Origin of the sequence: Pseudooctadecabacter sp. (assembly GCF_965657175.1) — a bacterium.
Taxonomy (GTDB): Bacteria; Pseudomonadota; Alphaproteobacteria; order Rhodobacterales; family Rhodobacteraceae; genus Octadecabacter.
This window is the reverse complement of the sequence record NZ_CBFHNH010000024.1, coordinates 1-19,479: the sequence shown is the minus strand read 5'-3', so window position 1 is coordinate 19,479 and position 19,479 is coordinate 1. Positions and strand designations below refer to the sequence as shown.

Sequence of the window (19,479 nt, the reverse complement as noted above, 5' to 3'; positions counted from 1 at the left end):
ATTGGCCGTCGATGTCTAGAGGTCGGACAGGCCCGCCTCATCCATCAACTCCGCTGCGCGGTCCTGCATCAGACGTTCGCGGCCTTCGCCCCAGACGGGGATGCGGCCGGGTTCCAGAAACAGCGGCGCGGCCAGTGGTGTCACGCGGCGCAGGCGCATGTGATCGACCTGTCCCGCCGTCCGTTTAAGCATGTCTTCCACCCGCCCGAAATCGACCAGTCCGCGCATGGCCTCTTCGCGGGTGATGCGCAGCATCAGGTGCTCAGGGTCATATTTGGCCAAGGTGTCATAGAGGATATCGCTGGAAAAGGTCGCCTGCCGTCCCGATTTGCGCCCCTGCCGTGTGTTGCGTTCAATCAGCCCTGCGATGGTGGCGGCCACACGGAATGTCCGTTTCATCACCGCATTGCCCTGCAACCATGTCTCCAACCCGTCGTACATGTTTTGCGGATCAAACAGCGGGGCAGGGTCTGTGACCTCATCCAGCCCCCAGATCAGCAGGGCATAATCGGTCACAACAAAGCCCAAGGGGTTCAGCCCTGCGGCCTCCATCCGTTGGGTCAGGATCAGGCCCAGCGTGCGGTGGGCATTGATTCCGGCAAACCCATAGACGGCCATGTTTTCGCGCCCGTCTTGAGGGAAGGTCTCCACCAGAATGCGGCCGGGTTCCGGCAGTTTGGAAAAGTCGCGCTGCATGTGCAGCCATTCGGCGGTGTGATCGGGCAATTCGGGCCAGCTGTCTTGTTGGAACATCCGCAAGATACGCTGGCTCAGCTGGGTGGAGGTCGCGAATTTGGTGCCGTTGAACGTGGCCACCTTCGGTTCACGCCCCTTGTTGCGGCTGACCTCAACCGTCAGTTGGTTCAGGCCTTCGTAGCGCACAATTTGCCCGCCAATCAGGAAGGTGTCACCGGGGGTCAGGGTTGCGGCAAACCCCTCCTCAATCTCACCCAACATCTTCGATCCGCGCTTCCACTTCACCTTCAACGTCTCATAGTCAAAGATCGTGCCCATGTTCATGCGAATGCGCGCCGCAGACCGCGGATCGCGCAGCTGCCATAGCCCGTTCACCTCTTTCAGGCGTTTCCACTGATCATAGGCCCGCAGGGCGTAGCCCCCCGTTGCGCAAAAATCGAGGCAATCATCGAATGCCGCGCGGCTCAGGTCGCTATAGGCCCCGACGGTCTTGATTTCGTGGTAAAGCTCCGTCGCGTCAAAAGGCCCTGAACAGGCCATCAGCAAAATGTGTTGGCACAGCACGTCGCGCGGGCCGGGCCCCTTAGGGTCCCCGTCCAGATCATTCTCCCGCGCGGCCTGCAATGCGGCCACGCATTCCACGACCTCAAACCGGTTGGCGGGCACCAGAACGGCCTTAGACGGCGCGTTATATCGGTGATTGGCGCGGCCAATCCGCTGGATCAGACGTTTGACGTTCTTGGGCGCCCCGATCTGGATCACCAGATCCACGTCACCCCAATCAATCCCGAGATCCAGACTGCCGGTACAAACGATGGCCCGCAAATCCCCCGCGACCATCGCGGCCTCAACCTTTTCGCGCTGGGACCGGTCCAATGATCCGTGATGGATGCCAATGGGCAACCCGTCGTCATTGGCCAGCCACAGGTTATGGAAATAAATCTCCGCCTGCGCGCGGGTGTTGTGAAAGATGAGCGTCGTTTGATGTTGTTTTACCAAATCCAACACAGCCGGAATGGAATAGGCCGCACCGCCGCCCGACCATGGCGGCTTTTCTTCGGTGATAAGCATCGAGATATCAGGCTCCGGCCCCGGATCGGCGCGCAAAATGGGGCAGGGGTCGGGATGCCGCGCCAAAGACTGCGCGATGGCCTCAGGGTCTTCGACCGTGGCCGACAACCCGACGCGGCGCAAATCCGGCGCCATGGATTGAATGCGCGACAGCGCCAGCATCAACTGATCGCCCCGTTTGCTTTCCGCAAGCGCGTGGATTTCATCCACGATGATCCGCTGTACCCCTTTGAAAATGCGCGGCGCGTCTTCGTAGGACGTGAGCAGGGCAAGGCTCTCAGGCGTGGTCAGCAATATATGCGGCGGATCGGCCCGCTGCCTGCGCTTTTGGGTGTAAGAGGTGTCGCCGGTGCGGTCTTCAACCCGAATGGGCAGCCCCATCTCACTGACCGGCGTGCCCAAATTGCGTTTGATGTCCGCAGCCAGCGCCTTCAAAGGCGACACATAAAGCGTGTGCAGCCCCTCATGACGCCCGTCCGCCAGCTCCACCAAGGACGGCAAAAACCCCGACAACGTTTTGCCCCCGCCCGTAGGCGCGATCAACAACAAGGCAGGCTCATCTGCTCGGTCCAACATCGCCTGTTGGTGGGGGTGAATGGACCACCCCTTTGAGGCAAACCAGTCGGCAAATCGGGTGGGAAGGGCTGTCATCTTCTTAAGGTGGAGGCCCCAAAGCCAGCGTCAACCCGCCCCCCTTTCTTTGGTTCAAAAATACCTCGGGGAGTCCGCAGGACGGGGCAGAGCCCCACGGGATCGGATTGGCGAAGCCAATTCGATCCTGATGTCTGTCACGTCAGATCAGTGAATAATTTCTTCTTCTTTGACGAACATGTTTGCCCATGCCCGATCAATCAGGTCCGGTGACATCTGATAGGGGATGCCTTCAAACTCACAAATCGAAATCATCTGGTCGATCAAGAAAATCGGCTGATAGTTCGCGTAGACGTTGTCGATCGTCGGATACTTCTTTTGCAGCAGATGGATCAAAGCGCTTTCATCCAAAGGCATCTTTCGCTTACGCGCCATCATGGCAAAAATCTTGAGGAAGTCTTCCTGATCCGGACCATCAATCTTGATCTTGAAGAAGATACGACGCAGGGCCGCTTTGTCGAAAATCTCGTTCGGGTGGAAGTTGGTTGAGAAAATGACCAAGGTGTCAAACGGCACCTCAAACTTTTCACCCGATTGCAGCGCCAGAATATCGCGGTTTTCTTCCAGTGGAACAATCCAGCGGTTCACAATCGCCTGCGGCGGTTCGGCCTGACGACCAAGGTCGTCGATGATGAAAATCCCGCCGGAGGATTTCAGCTGCAACGGCGCCTGATAGGTCCGCGCCACGGGGTTGTAGACCAGATCCAACATCTCAAGCGTCAATTCGCCGCCTGTGATCACCGTGGGCCGTTCGCACTTCACATAGCGCGTGTCATAGCGCCCCGATGTGCGGCGCAATGAATTGGGGTCATCCACGTCTTCTTCCGCTGCCGAATGGACAATCGGGTCATAGACCGTGATCACCTGACCGGAATATTCAATCGCGCGCGGGATATAGATCTTATCCCCCAGCGCGTCGCGGATACCGTTCGAGATTGAGGATTTACCGTTTCCGGGCGGGCCGTACATCAGGATCGACCGACCCGCACCCACGGCGGGGCCAAGTTGATCCAGCAAGGTCGGCGGCAAGATCAGGTGCCCCATCGCGTTGAGCAATTGATCGCGGGTGACGTGAATGTTGCGGATCGACTGGCGTTTGACCTGTTCGCGGTAGACCTCAAGCGGGACGGGCATAGGGCCGAAATATTCCGATTGAGCGAGCGCATCCAGGGCGCGCTGTTTGCCCATGTCGGTCAGTTGATACCCCATCTCGTTGCTGCTGCCCGCGCTCATCGTGCCGGTGGCCTCACACAGGCGTTGGTCGCGGGCTGCATCGATCAGCTGCTGGGTGATGTTGACGGGCAGGCAGACGGCTTTGGCCAGATCACGCGCACTTTCCAGATTGGTGCGGAACATGGTCTTGATCATGATGTCGCGCATCATCACGGGCGACAACGACATGGATTCGAGGGTCTTCGGCGCTGGGGGTGCCATCACGTCGGCGGTTTGCATGTTCATGGTGTCTGCCCGATCTGCTGTTGCTCTGTGTCCCAATCGCCCACCCACGGGCCAATCGGCACATAGGTCGGGAAAGGTTTTGCAAAGCAGGTGTGCCTGACTATTGTGTCCAAAAAAGGGACAAAACCGTTCCAGAGGCAGGCATGACACACAAAAGACCCGCGGTTTTGGCCGCATTTTTCGCAATTTTGATCCTTTTGCTGGGCGGCGTGTCCATCTGGAAGGGCGGTTTGTACATCGGCAAACACGAAGGTGACACGATGCACCTGATGCAGATCGTGTTCCGCATGGCCGAAGGTCAGACCCCACACCTTGATTTCATGACGCCCATCGGCGCCTTGGCCTTTTGGCCGATTGCGGTGTTGGTGACGGCGGGCATGGGTGTCGGAATGGCTGTGATCTGGTCACAGGTCATCGCGGCTTTGGTGTTTTTACCAATGCTGGTCTGGGTCGCCAGAACCCGGCTGACACCGTGGGTAGGCGCGCTTTTTGGTCTTATAATCATGGTCTTGCTCATGTCGTTGGTCCATGGGGAGGCGCAGCGATCCGTCTCAATCTCGATGCATTACAACCGGCTGGCTTGGGCTGCGGCCTTTGTGGCCATTGTGATGGCACTGCTGCCGCCCAAATCGGGGCGTGGCACGGTGGATGGCATCATTCTGGGGCTGATGATCTGCGTCATGGCGATGATCAAGATGACCTATTTTGTGTCTTTCGCGGTGCCGATCCTTGTGGCCCTTGTGTTGACCAAACAGATCCGCGCGCTTGCTGTGGCCGCTATCACCGGCTTGGCCGTCGTGGTGGTGATCACGATCAGCCAAGGTATTGGCTATTGGCTGGCCTATGCGGGTGATTTGCTGACGGTCGCGGGATCCGATGTGCGGTCCGCCCCGGGGGAGCCTTTGACAGCCGTCATGGGCGCACCGGCCTATCTGGGCGGGTCCTTGGCCGTGTTCATCAGCATCATTTTCCTGCGGCAAGCCAAGGTGGAAACCGGCGGGCTGGTGCTGTTGTTGCTGGTGCCGGGCTTCTTCTACGTGACCTATCAGAACTTCGGCAACGATCCACAGTGGCTGTTGCTGGTAACGGTCCTTTTGCTGGCCTTGCATGACCAAGCCGAGGAGGCCGTGACGCGGTTCGGCATCAATGCGAAATCTGCGATCCTGACCATGGCGGGCGTGACCTTTGCGCTGACTGCGCCGTCGTTCTTTAATTTGGCCTATAGCCCGTTTAGGCACGCGGCGATTGATGTGGCCGACTACGCCCCGATCTTGCCACGCGGGGGCGTCCACACGGACCTGCAATCAGCGGATTTGCGGGTAAATCGCGTCGATGCGCGGATCGCGTTGGACGGACAGATCGAAAGTCTGCCGTTCTACGAAGACCGCGATGAAGCCGCCATTTTGATGGGTGAGGAAATCCCACGCTGCACGATTGAACTGGGCCTGCCACGGGTCATGGACGTCATCGCGCGCGACATTGACGCAGCAAACCTGTCCCAAGGCCGGTCCATGTTCGCCGCCGATATCTTCGCCAGCCACTGGCTGTTCGGGGACCTCGAACCGATGGAGAAAGGCGCGCCTTGGTACTATGGTGGCGCGCCCGGCCTAAAAGATGCAGAGCTGGTCTTGGTGCCGCTTTGTCCGGTGTCACAAAGCGTTCAGGTGGAAATATTCGAGATCCTCAACGGGCTCGTAGATGCAGGCAAACTGCAACTGACCGAGGTCCGCAGGACTGACATGTACATCTTGTTTGAAAAGACCGATCTGTAACGGATCGGTCTTAGAACAGCGGCCGCGCCAGATAGACGATCAACACAGCCCCCATGGGAAAGCCCATGGGAAAGCGGCGTTTTTCGTCCCAACTTTTCCAGTCGGGCACCATGTTGCGAATGGCCGGGATGCGTTTTGCGATGCGATGCACGACCAATCCGGCCAACATGCCCGCGCCAAGTAGATAAAAGACAAGTGTGACGTCGCTCAGCGCCACAAAAGGGGCGGCGGATGCAAGAAATTTGCTATCGCCCGCGCCCATCATGCCAATCATATTGGCGATGATCGCCAAGACAAGAACGACCGCGAAGTGCGCGTAACGCCACAAATAATCGGAAAAAGGCATCACGAAGATGCCCACCACCACAAAGATGATCGCAAGCGCGTCCGTGGACCATGTCGGGATTTTCATGGCGCGCAGATCGTTCCACGCGACATAGATGCACAAGGGCGCCACGAAGATCAGGAAAGCCACAGATTGCTGGGCGGTGACGGCGACCTCGGGCAAGACGAACATGGGTTAGTTCGTCACGTTATCTTCGAGGGCCCGCAAGGAGCGGACGGCGGCCTCGAAATGCTGAGGATGCGTATCAATCGCTTCGCGCAGCAAGCCACGACCAATGGTCAGGTCATTCTGCTTGATCGCGGTCAGGGCGAGGGTGTGCAACAACTGCGCGCGTTCGATCTGGCTCATCGGGACGACGGGCAGTTCGTAGTTGCGCTGTGCGCCGCGCGCCAACACAAGGTTGTTCTTGGCGGTGAACAAATCGCGGTCATTGCGCAGGGCATCTGTGAACAGACGTTCGGCGGCCGCGTAATCCCCGCGGGTCAGCTTGGAAAAGCCCCAGTTGTTCAACACACCAGCAGGCGATGTCGTCAGGCCCACGGCGGTTTCATAAAAGCTGTCGGCATTGGACCATTCTTCGTTGCTGTCAGCGACCATGGCCTCCAACCGGTAACGTTTGAAGCTTTCGTGGGTAGGGGGGATGGCGTCCAGTGCAGCCTCGGCCCCATCCCAGTCATTGCTGCGAATGAGGGCATCGGCCAGATCAACCTGATCGGTCACGGTGCTTTCTTCGTGGTCAACCACGGCCTGCCATGCGGTCACGGCCTCGGACGCGCGGCGCGCGCGGACCAGCGATTTGGCCAAACCCCGCATCAGGTCAATGCGACCTTGATCATTGGCGGAGGCGCGGGAAAAGTAATTCACGGCCTCATTGGGGTCCGCCACGGTCAGCATCACGTCGTTGAGGTTGGTTTCATCCACCACGTTCACGTCTTGCAAGGCCCGTTGGACCTGCGCATCGCCTGAGCGATCACATGCGGTGAGTGTCATCGCGCCCAAAAGGGCTGCGGAAAGAAGAATAGGGTGGCGCATGATTGTGCGTCCTTTACTGCTCTGCCTCTTACAGTGTCGACAAAAGCACGAAATCACCCGTGCCCCGCCGCACCAATTGGAACGGTTCGTTCTCTTGGGTGACAGTATTATCCGGATCTTCCAATTTTGCGAGTGCCAAGCGCAGGTTGTCCCGGATTTCGTCGGAATTCCCGTTATCCGTTGCAAAGGCGCGACGGAAAACCTGTGCGGCCTCGGGTGTTTTGCCCTGTTCCATCAAAATGACGCCCAAATTGTTCCATGCGGCGGCAAAGGTGGGGTCTTCTTCGACGGCGCGGCGCAGCAAGTCTTCGGCCTGACCAAGCCGCCCCAGCTTGAGGTTCGCAGACCCAAGGGCAGACAGCGTGTCCACGTTGAGGCCCTGTTGACCGGCGGCCCGCAGATAAGCGCGCAACGCCAAGTCGTATTCGCCTGCAGCCATCAACCTATGGCCGACCAGCAGCCCGTCAATGTCGGACGCACCCGCCACGGTGGGTGCAAAAACCCGGTCCCCATTGGGCGCGAAAGCGCCCTCACCGCAACCGGTGAGGGCGCCTAAACCCATCAAAATCCCCACGATTCTGTTCATGTTGCCTTTAGAAGTTTGCGGCCTGAAGTGTCTGGTAGATGTTATACACCGACGGCCCGATCAAGATGATTAGAAGCGGGGGAACCGTCAACATCATCGTGGCGAGTGTCATTTTTGTCGGCAGGGTGTTGGCCTTTTCTTCGGCGCGCATCACCCGTTTGTCCCGCATCTCAGCCGAGAACACGCGCAGGGCTTCGGCAATCGATGTACCGAATTGCTGCGACTGGATCAGAACGGTCACGAAGGACGCAATGTCGGACACGCCGCAGCGTTCGGACATATCACGCAGCACCTGCGTTTTGTCCTTACCGGCCTTCATTTCGTTGCTGACCATTTCGTATTCTTCGGCCAGCGCAGGGAAGGCGGGTTTCAATTCATGGGCCACGCGGATGATGGACTGGTCAAGGGACTGACCGGCCTCAACGCAGACCAGCATCATATCGAGGCTGTCTGGGAAGCCGTTGATCATCTCTTCCTGACGTTCGCCCTGACGTTTGTTGACCCAATAACGCGGCAGGTAATACCCCGCGAGGCCAGGCCCGAGGATCGACATCACAGTCGCCTTCGTCGATGGATCGCCCGTTTGCGAGGAATAGACCGCATAGGCCACACCCAACAGCAAAAGCACGATGCCCAGAACGAACTGGATGAAGTGATAGGTTTTGACGGCGGATTTCGTGCGGTAGCCCGCCTGGATCAGTTTCAGCCGGATCGCGGTGTATTCTTCCACGTCCTGCGGTTCCAGAAAGCTTGAGTATTTATCAAGCTTGTCTGTGCCCTTGCTGGCGCGCAGACGTTCGGGCGTGTTGCCCATGTTTGTCTTGCTGGCCGCCTTGAGCTTGTCCAGCGGGTCTTCCTTTTGCTGCATCAAGGCTGGCAAAACCAGCAAGATCAGCAGGATGCCCAACATGCCCACGGCAATCAGCGGACCAAAGGGACCCAAAAGCTCTATCAGCTTGGCGTTGATGGTATCGAGAAAAGCCATTGGGGTTATACCTTAATGTTTACGAGACGACGCATAACGATCACGTTCGCCACAAGGAAACCGGCCACAACCAGACAGGCAGGGATGAAGACGGAGGTTTCTTTCACTTCGTCGTAATAGTTCGGTTGGATCAGGTTGATCATCACCAGCGCGCCCAAGGGGAAGACGGACAGGAACATGCCGGACCACTTCGCTTCGGCGGTGATGGCTTTCACTCGGCGGAACAGTTTGAAGCGTGCGCGGATCACTTGGCTCAGGCCGTGCAAAATTTCGGCAAGGTTACCACCTGCGGTCTGTTGAATGGTCACAGCCACGGCCAAGAAGCGCATGTCCTGCATGTCCATCCGTTCGGCCATCTGCTTCAACGTCTCGCCCATATCGCGGCCATAGGCGGCTTCATCCGAAATCACACCCATTTCTGACCCCAGCGGGTCGGGGACTTCTTTGGCCACAATCGCCACAGCGGACGAAAACGGGTGGCCCACGCGCAGGGAACGCACCATTAGTTCAACGGCATCGGGCAGCTGTTCCTCGATCATCGCGGTGCGTTTCTTGGCCTTGGAATTGACCCAGAAGAACACGCCGCCCACGCCTATAGCCACAGACACGGCGGCCCGGATCGGAAAGGATGTGGCTGTCCCGACGGTCAGGCCCATAAAGGCCACGCCGCTCAGCAAAACCATGATCATCATCAACTGACCGGGCGAAAACGCAATGTTCGCCTTTTGCGCACGTTGCGCCAGAAGCGAATAAAGGGGGATGCTCTGCGATTTCATGTGCTGGGTCATCTCCTTGCGGAGTTGTTCCAGAACCTGTTCGCGGTTGCCGCCCTTTTCCAACATCTCAAGGCGACGGTTCACCTTGTTGTTGAAATTGATGCTTTTGCCAAAGGCGACAAGATAGATGCCGTTGACCAGCACGATACAGGCCACAAAGATCAGGCCATAAATGATCGGTTCCGCTGAAAGCGTCATAGCTGGGGTCCCTTACTGGGCTGCAACGGGTTCGAAGATGGCGGGCGGCAAATCGTAGCCCCACAGCTTGAACCGTTCGGAGAAGTGGCTGCGCACACCGGTGGCGGTGAAGTGGCCAATGATTTTGTTGTCGGGCGTGAGGCCGACACGCTGGTAGCGGAAGACCTCCTGCATGGAGATCACATCGCCTTCCATGCCGGTGATTTCGGTGATCGACGTCATCCGGCGGGAGCCATCCTGCAAACGCGAGGCCTGCACGATCAGGTTCACAGCCGATGAAATCTGGGACCGGACGGCCTTAAGCGGCATTTCGATACCGGCCATGGCGATCATGTTTTCCAGACGCGACACGCCATCACGGGCAGAGTTGGCGTGGATCGTTGTCATGGACCCGTCGTGACCGGTGTTCATGGCCTGCAACATGTCGATGACTTCCTCGCCACGGGTTTCACCCACGATGATGCGGTCAGGGCGCATACGCAGCGCGTTTTTGAGACAGTCGCGGGGGCTGACTTCGCCTTTGCCTTCGACGTTGGGGGGGCGGCTTTCCATCCGGCCCACGTGGGTCTGTTGCAGCTGAAGTTCGGCCGTGTCCTCGATCGTCAGGATACGTTCGTCGTTGTCGATGAAGGACGACAGGGCGTTCAGGGTGGTCGTTTTACCGGAACCCGTACCGCCAGACACGATGACATTCAGACGGGTGGACACAGCGGCCTGAAGATAGGCGGCCATTTCTTCGGTAAAGGCGCCGAATTTCACCAGATCGTCGATGCCCAGTTTGTCCTTTTTGAACTTTCGAATGGACACCAGAGATCCGTCCACGGCCACAGGCGGCACCATGGCGTTGAAACGCGATCCATCGGCCAAACGGGCGTCAACATACGGGTTGGATTCATCGACGCGGCGGCCCACGGCGGACACGATCTTGTCGATGATCCGCAACAGGTGGCGTTCGTCTTTGAAGGTAACATCCGTCAATGTCAGTTTACCGGCGCGTTCCACGAAAATCTGGTGCGGACCGTTCACGAGGATATCGTTGACGTTTTCATCTTGCAGCAGGGTTTCCAGCGGACCCAGACCCTTGACCTCAAAATACAGTTCCTGATTGAGGGTCTGGCGTTCCTCACGGTTGAGGACCACGCCCATCTCATCCAGCGATTCCTGCGCGATGGCGCTGATTTCGGCCTTGAGGTCCTGTTCCGTCGCGTTTTCCAAGGCGGCAAGGTTCAGGTTGTCCAGCAAGGACTTATGCAATTCCAGCTTGATCTCACCCAGACGTTCTTTGCGCTTCTTTTCCTTGTCCTGCGGGGCCACGACAGCGCTGACCGAGGCAGGTTTCATCATCGACTTGCGCGGGGCCTCAGGCACGGCGGCGGCCGCCGCCTTGGGGGCTGCATCGTTCGCCGGGGTTTTGGGCGCGGGGGCGCTCGTCTTTTTGTACTTAGAAAACATGGATCCCACCTTTATGCGGTTGCTGCCGCGTCAGATACGTTGACCTCGTGCACGGACTTGGCCAGTTTTGCGATTTCCTTACGCATCGGGTTCTTTGGAATGGCTTCTGCCATCGGCACGCCATGATCGGCGTTTTGTGACACCGGCTTGCCGCCGTCGGGCAGCTGGACCTCGATTGAGATGCCAAGGCTTTCGGCCAGACGTTTGATGCGGCTTTTGCCGTTAAGGTCGGTGAACTTGGGCGCACGGTTCAGCACAAACCGCAGCTTTTCAAACGGCAGTTGTTCCGATTGCAGCGCCCGCTTGATCCGCAGCGTGTTCTGGGCGGACCGCATGTCCAATTCCAACGTCGCGAAATAGACGTGGGCGGCGTTCAGCACCGTTTCGGACCATTCAACCATGGTTTTGGGCATATCGATGATGACGTAGTCAAAATTTGTCCGCGCCATTTCGATCAGACGGTCGATGTCTTCGGGGCTGACCAAATCCATAGGGATCAAATCTGTCGGCGCTGTCAGCACCTGTAGCTTGTTTTCATAGGTCAGCAGGGAATGCATGAAGCTTTCGCTGTCCATGCTTTCAGTGTCCTGCAACATTTCAAACACGGCTTCGCGGCGGGGCAGGTCCAGATAGGTGGACACGCTGCCAAACTGGAAATCAAGATCAAGAAGGCACACGCGCGGGGCGGCGTCTTCTTCGATATTGGCCAATTCCCACGCAAGGTTCACCGCCAGTGTTGTGGCACCCGTGCCGCCGGACATGCCCTGGATCGGGATCAGAACGCCATTGCGATCGCCGGTCGCCTTCAGCTTGGTTTCCATTTCAGGGGCAATCGGTGCCGCAGGTGGCGGGGTCAGGACGCGGTCAATGGCTTGCGCCAGTTCACCCTCGGGGAGGGGGTAGGGCACAAATTCATCGCCGCCTTCGCGCAGCAGCCCATGCAAAGAGGCAGGCGATACATCTTCCGCGATCAACAAAACCTTGATGTTACGCGCTTTTGCGGCGCGAATAATCTCGGAGATGATCGACAGATCGGCCTCATCCTCTTCGTCGAGGGCAATGGCCAGAAATTCAAGTTCGCTTGCTTCGGGCTGATCAAGGTAGGGCAGGGCGTCGTCAAACCCCAAATCCCCCCAGCTTTCACCAAGGCAAGTTTCCATATCTTCAATCAATAGATCGAAGTTCTGCACATCGCGGCTCACCGTACATGCGGTGATCGGCTGTGGTTCCGGTTGCAACATTGCTGCGCTCATTGCCTTGGTCCTTTACCCAATACATGACGCTTGTCCGCGCCAGAGAATCTGCTCGTCCCATCGTCGCAAGACGCAACTAGGGCTTCGTTACCGTCCTCTCTGACGCTCAAAGGGGGCAAGATTGGGGCCACATTTGCCCATTTGTGCGGTTATTGGAGACGATCACACAGCTTTAACGGGCGTTGTTTCCGCTCAATTGTTGTGATCGGACACGAAAAAGGGCCCCGAAGGGCCCTTGATCCATCCAATATAAAAAGGGGCGTTAACCGCCGCCGCCTGCGGGTGCGACCGCACCGCCGCCTGCGCCACCGCCGCCACCCAGCTGGGTGGTCGCGGTCGCGCTGGTCACATATTCGCGGAAGATCACTTCGGCGTATTGGCCGTTCAGCACCGTTGGGTGGCTTTCGACAAAGCCGGACACTTCGGTCACGGTGCGGCGATTGCGACGCTCGCGGCCTTCTGTGACGATGAGGGGCTGGGTCTCACCAAATGTCACGACCGCGTCAAGACGGTCGCGGCTGATGCCTTGAGACGTCAGATAAAGCACCACGGCCTCCGCGCGGCGCAGGCCCAGACGACGGTTATAAGACGTCGATCCCACCAGATCCGTATGGCCGTAGACCTTGAACCGGACTTCGGGGAATTGCCGGATCCACGTGGCTTGCTGTCGCAATGTGGCCCGCGCCGTTTCATCCAACGCTGTGGAATTAAACGGAAAAGTCACCATCGTGTTGACTTCGGTGCTGAACCGCCGGTTCAGGTTGATTGCAAAGCTGCTGGCGCCTGATTGCACAGAGGTGTTCTGTGCTGTGGCGTTGCCAAAGAACCCTGTGTCAATCTCAGACCCGGCTTCGCGGGTGTTGAAATTGCTCCATTGTGCGCCGCCGGTGGAACAGCCCGTCAAGGCAAGCACCGCTGCTGTCAAAGCTGCTGTTGTTTTCATTGCGCGAGGTCCCATCTCAATCGTCCAACACGTAGCCATAAGAGCCGCTGAAGTCTTGTCGTGCAACCTCTCCGGCGCCGCCTTGTTGGGGGGCCTCGCCTGCGGCGACGCGTCCGAACAAGAACAGATCGCGCTCAGACGGGGGACGCACACGGTCCGTTGGCAGGGCCAAAGCCTCACCGCGGGTCGGCGTCACAAGGTGTGGCGTGACGATGATAACCAATTCGGTTTGCTGTCGGCTGTATTCGGCGGACCGGAACAGCGCGCCAAGGACCGGAATGTCGCCCGCCCAAGGGACCTGACCGCTCAGATCAACGAAATCATCGGACAGAAGGCCCGCAATCGCGAAACTTTCGCCATCGCGCATCTCAACAGTTGTCGATGTCGCGCGGGTTTTGAAGGCGTCGATGGAAAAACCGTTCTGGGTAAAGCCATTGGCCGGATCAAGCGAGGAGACGGACGCATTCAACTCAAGGTTAATGATGTCGCCGTCGACCACGCGGGGGATAAAGTCCAATTCGATGCCGAAGGGCTTATATTCAACCGAGATTGAGCCTTCTTCCTGCGCCACCGGTACAGGATATTCGCCACCGGCGAGGAAACTGGCCTCTTGTCCGGACAATGCTGTCAGGTTCGGTTCGGCCAAGGTGCGGACAACACCGCGATTTTCCAAGGCTTCCAAGAGGATACCAACCTCAACCCCGCCTGCGTTGAACCCAAAAAGGAACGCGCCTGCGTTGTCGTTGCCCGACGGAAGGGCACCGCCCAAGGCACCTGTTCGCGCGCCATCACTGACGGTTGTGCCCGTTCCCAAGGCCAGACCAAGATCGCCGCCCAGTGTATCGCCGCCCAAAGACAACGAAGAGCTGAGGGATTTGGACACCGACCGCTGCATCTCAGCAAACCGGACGCGCAACATCACCTGTTGTGTGCCGCCGACCGTCATCAGGTTTGACACCCGTTCGGGCGCATAGCGGTTGGCCAGTTCAAGGGCCCGGTCAAGGCGCGCGATGGAAGACACGGTGCCGGACAGAACGATGCCGTCATTGGCGGTGCGCACTTCGATGTGCTCACCGGGCAGGATTTGTTCCAGCCGTTCCTTAAATTCTGCGATGTCCGGGGTCACGTGGACTTCCACGTTTGTGATCAGACGTCCGTCGCCGCCCAGAAGGGTCAGCGTCGTGCGGCCCGGCTCCTTGCCCAGAACGTAAATGGTTCTGTCGGACAGGGATGAGATATCCGCAATCGTGGGGTTCGCGATCGACAATTCGGTGAAGGGGACGTCACTTTCAACGACCACCGCCCGGTTCATCGGTACATTCAGCGCACTGGATGGTGCGCCGCGCATCACTTGAAGCGTCTCCGCAGAAAGATGCGCGGGAACGCTCGCGATGCAAAGGGTCAACCCGGTGAGGGCTGCCTTGAGAAATCTATTTTTTGCCATTGTGACCTGCCTCTGATGCCACGCCTGGTGCGGACTTTTTATCCGTCATTCCGATCACCCTGCGCGAAATCGACATTTTTTGCAAGAATCAATGCATTGGCTGACGCTGTTTATGTGGATAACCAGCAACACAACCGAAATAATGCGGGGTTCAGACGGCGTCAGGCGCCATGGAGTGTCCACAACGCCCGACCGCTTGAGATTGGATTTGTGCAAATCTGCTGTTTTGCAGAGATGCGAAAATCAGGACTAATTGGTGCAGGGGATCGGGATTTCGACCACTTCGGCACCGCGACGTGTGCGGATCGTGCAGACCTGTTCGCGTTCGATCTGCGGGGCGGGGGCCTGTGGGACAATCCCCAGAAGGCTCGCCTGATCGACTTCGATGGCGCCGGCGATAGTATCGTCTTCGCGTCCAACCAAGGACAGGGACAATTTGCCAGTCGCCTGAGCCTGCGCAAGGGCCGCGACCTCATCAGGAGAGACTTGAACCGTCACCGTCCGCGCAATGGTCGCACCGGTGCGCCCGCTTTCAGACGTCTGGTCCACGGCGACAAGCTGGATGTTTGCTTGGATCAACTTGGTAAATTCGCCGTTGCCGCCTTCGGTCAGACCTGCTGCACGGCCCGTCCAGTAGACATCGACGCGGTCACCAGGTGTCAGGAAACCCGACACACCCGACGACACATCAACCTTGATCGCAAAGGCACGCATGCCGCGTTCAATAAGCGCGGTAATACCGGCCACTTCGCCGGGGGCTGTGACTTTGGCTGCCAGAATAGGTTCATTCGGTTCCATCTGCCGCAACACAACGCGCAGCTTTTCGGGCCCTTCAGAGAAAAGCTCCTCTGGGGTGCGGAAGACACCTTCGGGCAAGAAGGGTTCGGCGTATTTGATAACGACGATGTCTTCTTCCGTAATCTGCTCGCCGTGTTCTATGATCCGGTTGACCGCTACAACATCCACGGTCGGGACCGCTTCGGCCATGACGGCGCGCTGGGCAGCGAGAGCGGCGTTTTGTTCCTGAAAGTAGCCCTGCACCATATAAATGGCGAAGCCCGCGAGGCCCATGCCGACGATCAAGACAAGTCCGAATACTGCTCTCATTGTGTTTCCTTCCGGATAACTGGCCAGATTGGACTGGCACGAATACTATTGCGCTACCCTAGACTAAGAATGCGGCCACTTTGTGCCGCATTCATGAATTTGCTGTGGAATTTGGGCATTTGGCATGGCCCAAAAGTGGGGCTGTATCTTAATACGTGGCGATGGATTGCGCGCTCAAGAATGCGCCGACGCTGCTGGACTTGTTGGTCGCACCCGCGCTGATGATCGCGATCAGGGCGATCGACAGGCCGATGATGACGGCACACAAGACGACCCAGTCGACAGTTACGGCGCCCTCATCGTCTTTGTGAAAGGACTTCAAAAATTTCAGCATGGTAAGGCTCCGTAATTGGACGGGAAATTACTATTGGTATCCCTGCATGACCCAGGATTGTGTCCCAAAATTGGTGCAATTCAGTTCATTTGGGGGAGTTTGATCAGGCTTCAGAAATGACAAAGGCCGCACCCGAAAGTGCGGCCTTCGTTTCGCGAACTTCGCCGGAAGGCTTAGTAAGTTGCGATGGTCTGTGCGGACAGCTGGGAGCTGATCTTGTCGCCCAGAGCAGTCGTACCGCCGGACACGGAAGACAGAACGGCGATGCCGAGGCCCACGATAGCTGCAGTCAGAACGACCCAGTCAACTGTTACGGCGCCGTCTTCGTCGTTGCGGAAGTTTTTGATAAAGTTGAGCATTTGAGTTCTCCGAATTCGTATTGTGATTAGTAAGTTGCGATAGTCTGTGCGGACAGCTGGGAGCTGATCTTGTCGCCCAGAGCAGTCGTACCGCCGGACACGGAAGACAGAACGGCGATGCCGAGGCCCACGATGGCTGCAGTCAGAACGACCCAGTCAACTGTTACGGCGCCGTCTTCGTCGTTGCGGAAGTTTTTGATAAAGTTAAGCATGTGTTTCCCTCCTCAGGGTGTTCTCTCAGTTTCAGTATCTAGCCGAACCGCTGTGTGCACCGGCCTCTTGTTGGTGCGCTGTCCGTCTTGGATGAACACTATTTGACCTCGGAATAGGGCAGGAATTGGACGCCATTCGTGCAATTTTGCATCCGCTTAACTTTTTAACGAATTATCGTTTAAGCACCTGATTTATATTAGAAATTAACTTTCTAATTCTTAATGCACCGATTTGATCGTTGCAAAAACGTGTCTAGTGAGGGGCTGCTCGGCGACATTGTTTATGAATGTGTAGATAACGCAGCCCGCTTCGCGCTATCGTTGCGAAAACAAGAAGCAGGCGGAGACCGCGAAAATGCGGCGCACTATATTACTGACAGCCTTGTGCATCGTCACCGGTGCTGCTGCGGCCATGGCGGAAAGCCACCGGCTGCAAGGTGATTTCACGTTTCGACGTGTAGGCGTGCCGCAGGCCGGCGCCACAAACCGCATCACGGTACAGGTGTCACCACAGGCGCCGTCTGGCCCCCAAGCCCCTGCAGCCGCCGGTTCCGCTGCCATTGCCCCTTCGGCGCCCGGCCAGCCCGCCATTGCGGGCCTTGCCCCGGCCCCCAGTGGGGTCGAATGGTATTGGCAGGCCGTTTCACCCTCCTTGGACGATGCGGATGCGTTCAACCTTGAAGCCGCCGTCGCGGCCCTCAAAGTCGCACCCGAAGGCCAAGGCGTCCCCGCGCCACGTCTTCAGGGTATGACAGAATTGGCAAGCCGCTATGGCATCGACATTCTGACAGCGACGATTGGCACGGACGTGTCCCCTGCGCTGGTTCTGGCCGTGATCTCTGTGGAAAGTGCCGGGCGGTCGGACGCCGTCAGCTCCGCTGGGGCGCAGGGGTTGATGCAACTGATGCCCCCGACCGCCGCCCGCTTTGGTGTCGAAAACGCCTTTGACGTGCGCGACAATATCACCGGTGGCACGGCCTATCTGGATTGGCTGCTGGATGAATTCGACAACAAGGTGATCTATGCGCTTGCGGGGTACAACGCGGGCGAGGGGGCCGTGCGTAACAACAATGGCATCCCGCCCTACGCCGAAACCCGCGCCTATGTCCCCAAAGTTCTGGCCGCATGGGAGGTCGCGCGCGGCCTGTGCATGACCCCGCCGGAACTGGTGACAGATGGCTGCGTCTTCGCTGTCGCATCTGAGTAAGGAAGACTGACAATGACCGGAAAACCGCTGGTTCTGGATGCGGATGGCACGTTGCTGCGGACCGACATGTTGCTTGAAGGCATTTGGAAAGGGCTGGGGACCGATCCCGCCGCCGTGTTCAAAGCCTTGCCGCTGATCTCCGACCGCGCGGCCTTCAAAGCGGAAATCGCGCGCATCGCCCCGCTTCGGGTCGATCTTTTGCCCGTGCACGAAGACGTCGCCGCCCTCGCCCTGACGGCCCGTGAACAGGGACGCGAGGTCGCCATCGCCAGCGCCTCTGACATTTCATACGTGGCGCCCTTGGCTGAACACTACGGTATCGACCGCGTTTTTGCGTCGCAGGACGGTGTGAACCTAAAGGGGCAGGCCAAGGCTGATGCGCTCGTGGCCGCCTATGGTGAGGCCGGGTTCGACTACGCAGGTAATGACAAGAGCGACCGCAAGATCTGGGATCACGCCGATCATGCGGTCGTGGTGGGTCATGCAGGGGGCGGGGCCAAGGGCCTGGCATCGGTCACTCAACTGGATGGCGGCTGGTCGCCCCGTGCTGTGCTGAAATCCATGCGGCCCCATCAATGGGTCAAAAACGTGCTGCTGTTTTTGCCCATGATCGCAGCCCACGCCTTCTTTCTGGAAACGTTTCTGGCCGTGGGTCTGGGCATCGTCAGCTTCTCGGCGGCGGCATCCTGCATCTACATCGTCAACGACCTGCTCGATATCGAGGCAGACCGGCTGCACGTCAAAAAGTGTAAACGTCCCTTTGCGGCCGGAACGGTGCCGATCCCCATTGGCGTGTTGACGTGTCTGATCCTCGGGCTCATCGCCCTTGGGGTCGGGGCCGCGCTTTCGGTGCAGATGTTCTTGGTCGTAGCCTTCTATATGGCGCTGTCGCTGGCCTATTCCATGCGCCTCAAACGGCTGCGGTGGATCGATATCGCGGTGCTGGCGTCTCTGTACACCCTGCGTGTGGTGGCGGGGGCTGCGGCCAGCGGCGTCGATGCCTCTGTCTTTATGCTGATCTTTATCTTCCCGATCTTTATCACGCTTGGCTGCGTCAAACGGATGACGGAACTGGCGTTGGCCAAAGATGACAATCCCCTGCCGGGCCGCGGCTACGCGCGCGGTGATATGGGCGATCTATTGAACATGTCTGCAATCGGCATGGTCGGCGCTTTGGTGATCTTCTTTCTGTATTCCTACTCGGATCAGGCCTTGGGGCTTTATCCGGATCAATGGCTGCTGTGGGTGGCCCTGTTACCGATTGCGGCGTGGCTCTACCGTATGGTGCGGCTGGGCTATATGGGGCGGATGGATTACGACCCGATTGTCTTCGCCCTCAGCGATATGCGGGGGCTGGGATATCTGCTGATCACTCTGTCCTTGATGTTCTATGCAGCGGGGCTGTGGTCGGAGTGGTACGGGCGGCTTTTGGGCTGACGTATTAGCACTGTTTTAACCTTGGCTGGATAGACAGCGCCTGCGGTACAGGCGGGGACGCCGATGGCCGTAGACGGAGATGAGAGTACATCGTTTTCAACCCGACGCGTGTGTTTTTGCGCGTCGGGTTTGTTGTCTTTGTCTCATAAATATCCCGGGG

The 19,479-nt window shown here is 58.1% G+C and carries 18 protein-coding genes; 3 read left to right on the top strand and 15 right to left on the bottom strand.

The window, feature by feature from the left end; all coding sequences use genetic code 11:
• Positions 1–15: 15 nt before the first annotated feature.
• Both ACTG36_RS15155 and ACTG36_RS15150 read right to left on the bottom strand, forming a co-directional pair.
• Positions 16–2,418, bottom strand: a complete 2,403-nt coding sequence (locus ACTG36_RS15155; RefSeq protein WP_375280299.1) for a ligase-associated DNA damage response DEXH box helicase — start codon at positions 2,416–2,418, stop codon at positions 16–18.
• Between the two features lie 147 nt (positions 2,419–2,565).
• Positions 2,566–3,876 (bottom strand): ATPase, encoded by a 1,311-nt coding sequence (locus ACTG36_RS15150; RefSeq protein WP_375280300.1) that lies wholly within the window; start codon positions 3,874–3,876, stop codon positions 2,566–2,568.
• A gap of 143 nt (positions 3,877–4,019) precedes the next feature.
• On the opposite strand from ACTG36_RS15150, the gene ACTG36_RS15145 reads away from it, so the two are divergent.
• The gene (locus ACTG36_RS15145) at positions 4,020–5,648 is read left to right on the top strand and encodes a hypothetical protein (RefSeq protein ID WP_375280301.1); all 1,629 of its coding nucleotides are present in this window, start codon (positions 4,020–4,022) and stop codon (positions 5,646–5,648) included.
• 10 nt (positions 5,649–5,658) lie between these two features.
• Here the strand turns inward: ACTG36_RS15145 and ACTG36_RS15140 are convergent, their stop codons facing one another.
• The 13 genes from ACTG36_RS15140 to ACTG36_RS15080 form a co-directional block, all read right to left on the bottom strand.
• On the bottom strand, positions 5,659–6,165 hold the full coding sequence (locus ACTG36_RS15140) for a prepilin peptidase (RefSeq protein ID WP_375280302.1): 507 nt from the start codon (positions 6,163–6,165) through the stop codon (positions 5,659–5,661).
• 3 nt (positions 6,166–6,168) lie between these two features.
• Positions 6,169–7,026 carry a tetratricopeptide repeat protein gene (locus ACTG36_RS15135; RefSeq protein ID WP_375280303.1) on the bottom strand — a complete coding sequence of 286 codons (858 nt, stop codon included), beginning with the start codon at positions 7,024–7,026 and terminating at the stop codon, positions 6,169–6,171.
• A gap of 28 nt (positions 7,027–7,054) precedes the next feature.
• Entirely contained in the window at positions 7,055–7,612 is a 558-nt protein-coding gene (locus tag ACTG36_RS15130; RefSeq protein WP_375280304.1) for a tetratricopeptide repeat protein, read from the bottom strand.
• Between the two features lie 7 nt (positions 7,613–7,619).
• Positions 7,620–8,597 (bottom strand): type II secretion system F family protein, encoded by a 978-nt coding sequence (locus tag ACTG36_RS15125; RefSeq protein ID WP_375280305.1) that lies wholly within the window; start codon positions 8,595–8,597, stop codon positions 7,620–7,622.
• A gap of 5 nt (positions 8,598–8,602) precedes the next feature.
• The gene (locus tag ACTG36_RS15120) at positions 8,603–9,571 is read right to left on the bottom strand and encodes a type II secretion system F family protein (RefSeq protein ID WP_375280306.1); all 969 of its coding nucleotides are present in this window, start codon (positions 9,569–9,571) and stop codon (positions 8,603–8,605) included.
• Positions 9,572–9,583: 12 nt separating this feature from the next.
• Positions 9,584–11,023 carry a CpaF family protein gene (locus ACTG36_RS15115; protein WP_375280307.1) on the bottom strand — a complete coding sequence of 480 codons (1,440 nt, stop codon included), beginning with the start codon at positions 11,021–11,023 and terminating at the stop codon, positions 9,584–9,586.
• 11 nt (positions 11,024–11,034) lie between these two features.
• Complete coding sequence (locus ACTG36_RS15110) at positions 11,035–12,276, bottom strand: AAA family ATPase (protein WP_375280308.1); 1,242 nt, start codon at positions 12,274–12,276, stop codon at positions 11,035–11,037.
• Between the two features lie 262 nt (positions 12,277–12,538).
• Positions 12,539–13,219: an OmpA family protein gene (locus ACTG36_RS15105; RefSeq protein WP_375280309.1), complete on the bottom strand. Its 681-nt coding sequence runs from the start codon at positions 13,217–13,219 to the stop codon at positions 12,539–12,541.
• A 16-nt stretch (positions 13,220–13,235) separates the two neighbouring features.
• Positions 13,236–14,663, bottom strand: a complete 1,428-nt coding sequence (locus ACTG36_RS15100) for a type II and III secretion system protein family protein (protein WP_439142806.1) — start codon at positions 14,661–14,663, stop codon at positions 13,236–13,238.
• A 249-nt stretch (positions 14,664–14,912) separates the two neighbouring features.
• Positions 14,913–15,770: a Flp pilus assembly protein CpaB gene (gene cpaB, locus ACTG36_RS15095; RefSeq protein WP_375280311.1), complete on the bottom strand. Its 858-nt coding sequence runs from the start codon at positions 15,768–15,770 to the stop codon at positions 14,913–14,915.
• Positions 15,771–15,918: 148 nt separating this feature from the next.
• On the bottom strand, positions 15,919–16,104 hold the full coding sequence (locus ACTG36_RS15090) for a hypothetical protein (protein WP_375280312.1): 186 nt from the start codon (positions 16,102–16,104) through the stop codon (positions 15,919–15,921).
• Positions 16,105–16,277: 173 nt separating this feature from the next.
• Positions 16,278–16,463 carry a Flp family type IVb pilin gene (locus tag ACTG36_RS15085; RefSeq protein ID WP_296420093.1) on the bottom strand — a complete coding sequence of 62 codons (186 nt, stop codon included), beginning with the start codon at positions 16,461–16,463 and terminating at the stop codon, positions 16,278–16,280.
• A 26-nt stretch (positions 16,464–16,489) separates the two neighbouring features.
• Positions 16,490–16,675 carry a Flp family type IVb pilin gene (locus tag ACTG36_RS15080; RefSeq protein WP_296420093.1) on the bottom strand — a complete coding sequence of 62 codons (186 nt, stop codon included), beginning with the start codon at positions 16,673–16,675 and terminating at the stop codon, positions 16,490–16,492.
• A gap of 355 nt (positions 16,676–17,030) precedes the next feature.
• Here ACTG36_RS15080 and ACTG36_RS15075 point away from each other — a divergent pair, with 355 nt between their 5' ends.
• Positions 17,031–17,882 carry a lytic transglycosylase domain-containing protein gene (locus tag ACTG36_RS15075; RefSeq protein WP_375280313.1) on the top strand — a complete coding sequence of 284 codons (852 nt, stop codon included), beginning with the start codon at positions 17,031–17,033 and terminating at the stop codon, positions 17,880–17,882.
• Between the two features lie 12 nt (positions 17,883–17,894).
• Positions 17,895–19,319, top strand: a complete 1,425-nt coding sequence (locus tag ACTG36_RS15070) for a UbiA family prenyltransferase (RefSeq protein ID WP_439142803.1) — start codon at positions 17,895–17,897, stop codon at positions 19,317–19,319.
• The last annotated feature ends 160 nt before the right edge of the window (positions 19,320–19,479 follow it).